Genomic DNA, 8,033 nt, shown 5'->3' on the forward strand with positions numbered 1-8,033 from the left:
CCGCTTCACGCCCCGCACCTTTGTCGGCAGCAAAGGCTCGATTACCGACCACTCAAAATCCGTCAGATCAAACCGTGCCATGCCTCGTCTCCTTCCGGAGAGTGAATCATGCTGCCGCCTCTTTGGGGATCCAATTTATGGGTCTGTCGCCTAGAGTTGGAGTATGTCAGCCCCGCCGTCGCCGCGATCTATGGCGTCGAGCCCGAAGCCTTCCTTGGCGACATCGAGAAATGGGCAGCAACGATCGTGCCGGAGGATCGCAGCACCGCATTCGAACATATTGAGCAAGCTCGGCACGGTGATGCCGTTGTCCACGAGTTCCGCAATCAACGCCCGTCCGATAGCACCTTCCGCTGATTACGAAACACCGACTTCCCTCTGGCCGGAAACGGCCATGTCACGCGCATCGGGGGCATCGCGGAAGATATCACCGACGCGAAAATGGCGATCGAGCATCGGCGAGCTTCACAGGCAGCATCATGCTATTCGAGCTGCTTCTTGGGGCAGCCTGTCCGGACACCGAACCTCGCCCCTCTTTAGCCCCCATCAACCAGAGCAAAAATGCGCTCGCCCGCTATGCGGCGGCCATCGATCGCAAGGTCGCCTACCAGAAAAACGGCGGACCAATGCTGGCCCGCCGGGTATAGACTGCATGGAAATATGAAGTTTTCGGCGTTGCTGCCGAGAGCGCGAGTTCAGGTGTCGCTGCTCTTCGCCGCCGCAGGTGACAGCTTCACGCCCTCATTGGAGCCGCCCTTAATGCCTGGGCGCGCCTTGCGCTCGCGCCTCGTCCTGGTGACCGGGCTTGCTGCAGCGGAGGAACTCGTTTCAGCCGTCAGGGAGTCGGACTTGACCCCGGGCGTCTTGTTCGAGCTCGGCCCGGCCACCGCCAGCAATCGAGAGGCGGTAGCTTCGGCCTGTAACGGCGCGGCGGCAGCCGATTTCGGATGCGCCATCTTGCGAGCCGGGTTCGCCTTTGCGCGGGTAACCAGTTTCTCCGTCGTGGTCGGCGAAGCCTCGGCCGCCCCGGGGGCGCTGCCAGTACCGCTCGGCTTGGGCTCGGCGCTGACAGGCGAGGCGACCGCATTGGTGCTATCGCTGTTACCCTGGATTGCCTCGGCCATCAGTCCCTTGAGCAAAGCCAGTTTGCGGGCGGGCTTTGCAGCTGGCATGGCAACAGCGGTGCTCATGTCAGGCCGCCGCGACTTCGCAGGCTGCAGCGTAGCCCCTTTCGCCGGCGCCGCACTTTTCTTTTTCGAGGTGCGCGTCTCCGCAGCAGCGTTGCCTGCGCCGGCCTTCTTCGCCTTGACAGCTCTTTTCCTGGCGGCGGGCTGTTTGCTGCCTGGCGCCTCGGCGGCCGCCATAGCGGCAGTCAATGCCTTGGGATTCGCGGGTGCGGCTTCGGTCGGCGCCTTCACGGCCTCGGCCGTTTCACGTGCGGCACGGCCAGCTTCCGCTTTGCCGCCTAGCCCCATGGCCTTTGCAACCTTGCGGCGATGGTCGGAATAGCTGGGTGCGACCAGCGGATAATCGGCAGGGAGGTTATAGCGCGCCTTATACTGCTCTGGCGTCAATCCATTGCTCGCAAGATGCCGCTTCAAGGCTTTATAGGGCCTTCCATCGATCAGGCTCACAATGTGGTCGTTCGAGGAAAGACTGTCCTTTACCGACACAGCCGGGGTGTGGTGCGGCACCGCCTCGCCTGTTTCCTTCGTATTGCCGGCAAGCGCCGCCCGGGTCGTCTCGATCAAGCCCGGCAATTCACTGCTGGGGACAGCGTTGTTCGCTACGAACGCGCTCAGCAGTTCGACGGTGAGGCGCGTCAGTTCCGGCTGCTCGGCTTGGGACATTTGGGCATTTCCTCAGTAAAATCATCGGATGAAAATGTCTTTCCCCTTAACGGCTCACAAGTAAAGAGCCATCCCGCCATTTCGCAGCTGTTGCGGCGCCCAGTCATGATACCGCTCACCGCTGCGCCGGTACGACGAAACGGGCGAAGTAAGGATACTACCGGCTACGCTACCGGGCTACCTTCATCTCGTTCATAGTGCTGAAAAGCCTCGCGCCGCGATCAAGGATGAGGTCGGAACCGGTCGCAGCACCAGTGCACGTTCGTAAACAGCACGATTGGCTGCCTGGTGGACGCGCGAGAAGTCCCTTCAGTTTTGGCAAGGCCGTGATTTGCGGGCATCAGACCTACTGCTCTAGGAACATCTGTTCGCCGAACGGCAGATCAAGATTAACATCCTGGCTCAAGCTTGCGGCCAACGCGAGTTGATGACCGACCTGCCCGCAAGACACTTCCAACATCATGACCAACCGGTAGAACGCAGCGCAGGCTGATGTGCGCTCCGGCATTCTCCTGGCCCCACCCTGCTTCGCCAGCGCGGTGCGTTCTTTCAGATCTGGTCGAAGATCGAACCCATCCGCGGGCTGAACAGCCGATCGTAGGCCTTGAGCAAGGCGCCGTCGGTCATGCTGGCTATATAGTCGCAGATGACTCTTGGGACATCTTCACCATGACGGACCCTTGAAAGCTGGTCCTGCGGCAGCAAAAGATGGGGCTCGGAGGATAGCGCCTCGAAGACCGACACAACCATCTTCTGGCCCTTGAATTCGAGTTGCTGGACGCCTGCACTCTGGATGACGGCGCGATAGACTGCGTCCTTAAGCGCGCCGAGAAAGGCCTTTGGGCCAACCCGCATCCCGGCCCGGTAACGGATCACAGGATCGTCAAACTCTTCATGAGTTTCGATCTCGCAATGGGTGATCAGGTGTCCGACCATCCGGCCAATACATCTTTTGCGTTCGCCCCCCTCGCCGAACAACATTGCGATCAGTCGCTCATAGACGTTGTTCTCGGATTCCTGCGGATACTTATGCTTGAGGTAGGAGAGGAACGAGGCACAGCTTTCTTCCGGAACCAGCGCCCGGAATGTCCCCTCGTCCACCAGCCGGAGCGCAAGCGCGTCCTCCAGATCGTGAACCCCAAAAGCGATATCGTCAGCAGCATCCATTATGCTGCAATCGAACGATTTATGGACGGATTTGTGATGCTTTCCGTTCTGAGGGAAAAGAGCTGTGAACTTCTCCCGATCGGCACTGGAAAGTGGCTCGAGCACCCATTGCACGACATCGCGTTCGGTATCGAGATAGCATTTTGGCGGCTTGGATGCCGCACGGTCGATGATGCTGATTGCGGTGGTTCGGCCGTTCAGCCGCGGGGGACACGCCGGATTATAGGCCTGCGAATAGGGAACCGGGTACTTTAAAACGCCGAGCAAGGTACGGCGCATAAGATTGGCGCCAGCTCCTGCCGAAAACTGTTCCAATCGGGAGAGGATGCGCAATGTCTGCCCGTTGCCCTCGAACCCGCCCGCCTCGCGCATGCAGTAATTGAGCGCCACCTCGCCTCCGTGGCCGAACGGAGGGTGGCCGAGGTCGTGCGTGTTGCCGATCGCCTGCAAGAGACTATGCTCAGGCAGGTGAGGAATCGCAGGGTGCTCGGGAAAATCCTTGCGGAACTGGCGGGCGATACCGCCCGCGATCTGAGCGACTTCAAGCGAATGGGTAAGCCGGGTCCGATAGAAGTCGCTGTCCCCGAGGTTCAGGATCTGCGTCTTGCCTTGCAGGCGCCGGAACGATGCGGAATGGATTACCCGCGAATAGTCGATATCCGCTTCATCGCGGGCGTCGCTGTTTTGGGCCTGCCAGCTTTCCTGTCTTGCGTACCAATTCATCTGCGACTTCACTCTCCTGCACGGTCTCGTTCGTAGCCGGCAACCCCGGGTAGCCTAGTCACCGCGAGGCGGCGCCGGAACCCTCATACCCCCGTCTTTTCCGCAATTCGGTGGCTTCGCAATGCTTTCGCGCAGGAAGCAAATCGGTCGATGGCCTCCCGAGTTCGTAAGCTAAGCCGCCACGACAACCCCAGTTTGCATCACGGTCGTAAAATCTTGCGTCGTTCGGCTCCGGAGCCGCAGATTGGCACAGGTTTGACTTTCATGCATAATTCTGCTCTTTGAACACGAACCGAAGCAGCTAAGCTGATTCACAGGGAGCCAAGAGCCGATGTCGTACACCGTCAACACGCTGCGCGCGATCACGCGTACGTGCGAAGAGATGAGCGATCGGGTCAAGAAAATCGTTTTCAATCCGGAAGACCGCAAGGTTCTCGACATGACGTTCGGACCGGGGATTGCCGCCGAATTGGTTGGTCGGACCCCGGAAGCTCTTGCCAAGGCCGAAAAGGAAGGTCGACTGCCCGCTCCCAAGCAGTTGGCAAACGGCCGCCGGTACTATGCCCTTGAGGACCTCACCTTGATCCGCGAGGCCCTGGGAATCCATCCAGGCAAGTCCGCGGACGAGGATGCTGTCGTCATTGCGGTTCAGAACTTCAAGGGCGGTGTCGGCAAGTCGACGATCACCAAGCATTTCGCCGACTACCTCGCGCTGCACGGCTACAAGGTCCTGGTGATCGACTGCGATCCGCAGGCATCGACGACCACAATGTTCGATATCAAGCCGGAGACATTGCTCGATGAGGAAGAGACGCTCGGCAATTTCCTCTCGCCGCGCAGCAACTTCGACGATTTTACTGCATCCATCCACGATACGGCCTGGCCGACGATCAAGATCATTCCTTCGAGTCTTGGTCTTCAGGATGCCGAATGGGATCTCACCGCGACCTTGCGGGAAGGCGGTCAGGCCGTGCGGGAAGGTCTCCAGCGGCTCCGCATTGGCATCACGAGCGTGATCAAGGACTTTGACGTCATCCTGCTCGATCCGCCGCCAGCAATGGGCTTCCTCGGTCTCAACGTCATGGCCGCGGCGACCGGGCTCCTGGTGCCAGTTCCGGCACGCCAGCTCGACTACCTCTCGACCATCCACTTCATGAACACCATCGCGGAAAACATCGAAGTGCTTGAGGCCAACGACACCCCGGTCGACTACGGCTTCATCCGCGTGGTCTGCTCGACTTACACGCCCAGCAAGCCGGGCGAGAACGATATGTGGAAGATGATGCAGGCGACTTACGGCACCTATCTGCTTAGCCAACCCATTCTTGCCTCTGAGGAAATCAAGAACGCCACCCAGGCGTTCCGATCGGTTTACGAGAGCAAACCTTCCGCCTCGCACGCCACCTACAATCGCTGCCGAGAAAACCTGGATGCCGTCTTCAACGAGGTTGTCCAGCAAATGCGCCAGCAGTGGTCATCGACCAGCATCGCCGGGCGCGCGGCTGACGCTCTTGCGAGTGCTGCAGCATGAGCCGGAGGTCCATGATTGGCGAAGCGCTCGCAGCAGGCCCCGCCGAACCGATCGTCGTCGCCAACGAAGCGCCCCCCGCCGAGCCGCGGGCGAATTTCACAAGCAAGCGCCTCGACGCGTTCGGCGAGGCCGCGCGCATGGTAAAGAAGCCATCGATCCGCCTCAAGCCTTCCGAATGCTCGATCTGGCCCGGTAACGCCCGCGATTATGCGATGTTGTCGGAAGTTCGCGTACGCTCGCTCATTGACTCCCTGCAGGCCGAGAACGGCAATCGCATTCCGGTGGTCGTTCGCCGATCACCCAAGGGAGCAGAACGTCCCTACGAGCTGATCACCGGGACCCGGCGTCACTGGGCGGTCAGCTGGCTCAATGCCAACCACTATCCCGACATCGAACTCGTTGCGATCATAGAGGACATCGATGACGAGGCCGCATTCCGGCTTGCCGACATCGAGAACCGCGAGCGCGAGGATATTTCGGACCTCGAGCGTGGCCTCAACTACAAGGCCGCGGTCGACGCATATTACGACGGCGTCCAGGCTAAGATGGCCGATCGCGTCAAACTCTCGAAGTCCAGCCTTGCCCGGTACATCGGCCTCACCGAGATCCCGCAGTCCATTGTCAGCGCTTTCAATTCGCCGATGGATCTCCACGTCCGGTACGGCGACAAGCTCCTCCCGCTCATTCGCAATTCAGCGAGCCTTGCGAAGATGGAGGAAGCTGCTGTCCACATCGCAAACGAGCAGAGCTTCCGGCAATCCGGCGACGAGGAACCGATAGCCGGCGCCGAAGTCGTCGCCCGCCTGGTCAAGGCGACGACCACGACCAGTCGCGGCCGATCGCAGAAAACGGTGATCGAGGCCGGGGGTACGCGAATTGGACAGGTCGATCAGGATCGGGGCCGCGGTCTCACCTTGACGCTGACGCCTAGCGAACTGTCGACGGACGAAATCCTCGAGGCGCTCCGACCGCTGATCGACAACGCCAAGATAAATCGCAAGCCGGGTCGCTGAGACCTGTGGCTTCGCAACTCTGTGAAACCAATTTTTTAGACTATATTTCAATATCTTAAGCAAGATGTCCCACGCGTGGGACGCGATAGAGATGGATGGGTTTGCAGTGTGACTTCTGATGCGTCACCGGCCACCGCAGGCGGCCGGAAAGTCCAGTTCGAGATGTTCTTCACGCTGCCCGACTTCAGCGACATCTCGCTGCGCGACTATCAGGAAACCATGCAGCGTCCCTTCTTCAGCCTGGCGAAGAAGAAGCGCATCAAGCCCATCGATTACCTGAGCCCGGACAAGACCGTTCACGTCCATGTCTCCGCCAATCCCGAGTACGGCATGGCGACGATCTGGGACGCGGACATCATGATCTATCTGGCGTCGCACCTGAACGAGCTGCGCGAGCGCGGCGACAACGATCTCTCAGCTACCATCCGGCTTCAGCCCGGCGACCTGCTGCGGCGGATTTGCTGGGGTGTCAGCGGGCGTGCCTACGAGCGCTTGATCGCTGCGCTTGATCGCCTCCAGGCGACCACGATCAAGACCAACATCCGTGCGAACTCCAAGACGCGCGAGACGACGTTCTCGTGGATCGATAGCTATACGCACTTGGTCGACGAGAAGACCCAGCGTTCCCTCGGTATGGAGATCACGCTGTCGAAGTGGTTCTTCGAAGGGGTGATGGACAAGCGGAACGTCCTCGCCATCTCGCCGCTCTATTTCGAAATCACCAGCGGGCTTGGCAAATGGCTGTACCGAGCGAGCCGCAAGCACGCCGGCGGTAATGGCGCCGAGGGGTTCACGATAGGCTTTGAGACGCTGCACCAAAAGAGCGGCAGCGAAAGCTCCCTTCCCTCATTCAAGAACAAGATCCTTGAACTGGCGCGCGCAAACAGCCTTCCCGAGATCGATCTCGAGGTAATCGGTGCCGAAACGCCGCGCCCCAAGCTCAAGATGGTCATGAGAAAATACCTGGAAGGACGACCGGCAAATAACGCCAAGGCCCCTCCCCTGCCCTCGCCCCAGCGTGCGGCCCCTTCGCGTTCACGAACTTCATCTGCCGCCGCTTCTCCTGCGAAGCCGGTGTCGCAAATCGCGACTGCCTCGGCCGAGGAATTTGTCGATCCACGCCTCACCCGCGGGCTTCTGACGCGCACGGCGGCAAGCCTGAAGTTCGAAGACACCAACCCGGCGGATCCGCATGCCGAGGTCTATGGAGAGGCTGCCAGGCAAGCACCGCAGCCGCCGCGCGGCAGTCGGGCCCAGGACATCCTCGATCGCGAAATCTACCAGGCTATTCGCGAGGAGTGCCCCGGTTGGGATCTTGACGTCCTCATGAAGACGTTCGACGAATTCCTCGGTGCCAATCCGACAGAGCTGCCGCGCAATTACTCCAAGCGCTTCTACGGCTTCATGAAGAAGCACCACGAGCGCAACAAGTACCAGCTACCCGGTTTCTGACCTCGCTGGCGAGACCCTCGGTTCGCCCGCCTTCCCTCACCGCGCAATTTCACCGGCTCGATTGGAGCCCCCTGCCCGCTCATGCACACAGGCACCGTTAGCGGTGCTTGATCCCTGGCGATCAACGCCTGCCTCAGCGAGCGCCAATGGCGAGCGCGGGTTGCCTCGCATTTGCCGAGCATTCGTCGTCGAGGGCTTCGGCCACGAGCGTGTTCTTGGCGAGTCCATATACCGTCGCCGGGGTTGCCTACCGGACCTAAGGCTTCCGCATGGCAAAGCGCCCATCCCCCCAAAGAG

The 8,033-nt window shown here is 60.3% G+C and carries 7 protein-coding genes and 1 pseudogene; 5 read left to right on the forward strand and 3 right to left on the reverse strand.

Annotated elements, in window-relative coordinates; genetic code table 11:
- Window positions 1–81 (reverse strand): annotated as a pseudogene (locus ACI3K3_RS25000) (IS5/IS1182 family transposase); the annotation flags it as partial.
- A 27-nt stretch (window positions 82–108) separates the two neighbouring features.
- Here ACI3K3_RS25000 and ACI3K3_RS25005 point away from each other — a divergent pair.
- Window positions 109–357 (forward strand): PAS domain-containing protein, encoded by a 249-nt coding sequence (locus ACI3K3_RS25005; protein ID WP_404918713.1) that lies wholly within the window; start codon window positions 109–111, stop codon window positions 355–357.
- Window positions 358–479: 122 nt separating this feature from the next.
- Complete coding sequence (locus tag ACI3K3_RS25010; protein ID WP_404918715.1) at window positions 480–647, forward strand: hypothetical protein; 168 nt, start codon at window positions 480–482, stop codon at window positions 645–647.
- Between the two features lie 48 nt (window positions 648–695).
- On the opposite strand, the gene ACI3K3_RS25015 is transcribed toward ACI3K3_RS25010, so the two are convergent.
- Together ACI3K3_RS25015 and ACI3K3_RS25020 are read right to left on the reverse strand one after the other, a co-directional pair.
- On the reverse strand, window positions 696–1,850 hold the full coding sequence (locus ACI3K3_RS25015) for a MucR family transcriptional regulator (RefSeq protein ID WP_404918717.1): 1,155 nt from the start codon (window positions 1,848–1,850) through the stop codon (window positions 696–698).
- A 549-nt stretch (window positions 1,851–2,399) separates the two neighbouring features.
- A complete protein-coding gene (locus ACI3K3_RS25020; protein WP_404918719.1) occupies window positions 2,400–3,752 on the reverse strand; it encodes an anti-phage deoxyguanosine triphosphatase in 1,353 nt (450 codons plus the stop codon).
- 319 nt (window positions 3,753–4,071) lie between these two features.
- On the opposite strand from ACI3K3_RS25020, the gene ACI3K3_RS25025 reads away from it, so the two are divergent.
- The 3 genes from ACI3K3_RS25025 to ACI3K3_RS25035 all read left to right on the forward strand — a co-directional run bounded on the left by ACI3K3_RS25025 (window position 4,072) and on the right by ACI3K3_RS25035 (window position 7,736).
- On the forward strand, window positions 4,072–5,271 hold the full coding sequence (locus ACI3K3_RS25025; protein ID WP_404918721.1) for an AAA family ATPase: 1,200 nt from the start codon (window positions 4,072–4,074) through the stop codon (window positions 5,269–5,271).
- Window positions 5,268–6,284 (forward strand): ParB/RepB/Spo0J family partition protein, encoded by a 1,017-nt coding sequence (locus tag ACI3K3_RS25030; RefSeq protein ID WP_404918723.1) that lies wholly within the window; start codon window positions 5,268–5,270, stop codon window positions 6,282–6,284. Before ACI3K3_RS25025 ends, ACI3K3_RS25030 begins: the two co-directional genes overlap by 4 nt.
- Window positions 6,285–6,392: 108 nt before the next feature.
- Window positions 6,393–7,736 (forward strand): replication initiator protein A, encoded by a 1,344-nt coding sequence (locus ACI3K3_RS25035; protein ID WP_404918725.1) that lies wholly within the window; start codon window positions 6,393–6,395, stop codon window positions 7,734–7,736.
- Window positions 7,737–8,033 lie beyond the last annotated feature (297 nt).

Source organism: Novosphingobium sp. ZW T3_23, assembly GCF_044987305.1.
GTDB lineage: Bacteria > Pseudomonadota > Alphaproteobacteria > Sphingomonadales > Sphingomonadaceae > Novosphingobium.

Coding starts and splice junctions, on each gene's coding strand:
- ACI3K3_RS25025 (WP_404918721.1), top strand. CDS start 4,072: ATGTCGTACACCGTCAACACGCTGCGCGCGATCACGCGTACGTGCGAA.
- ACI3K3_RS25030 (WP_404918723.1), top strand. CDS start 5,268: ATGAGCCGGAGGTCCATGATTGGCGAAGCGCTCGCAGCAGGCCCCGCC.
- ACI3K3_RS25005 (WP_404918713.1), top strand. CDS start 109: ATGCTGCCGCCTCTTTGGGGATCCAATTTATGGGTCTGTCGCCTAGAG.
- ACI3K3_RS25015 (WP_404918717.1), bottom strand. CDS start 1,850: ATGTCCCAAGCCGAGCAGCCGGAACTGACGCGCCTCACCGTCGAACTG.
- ACI3K3_RS25010 (WP_404918715.1), top strand. CDS start 480: ATGCTATTCGAGCTGCTTCTTGGGGCAGCCTGTCCGGACACCGAACCT.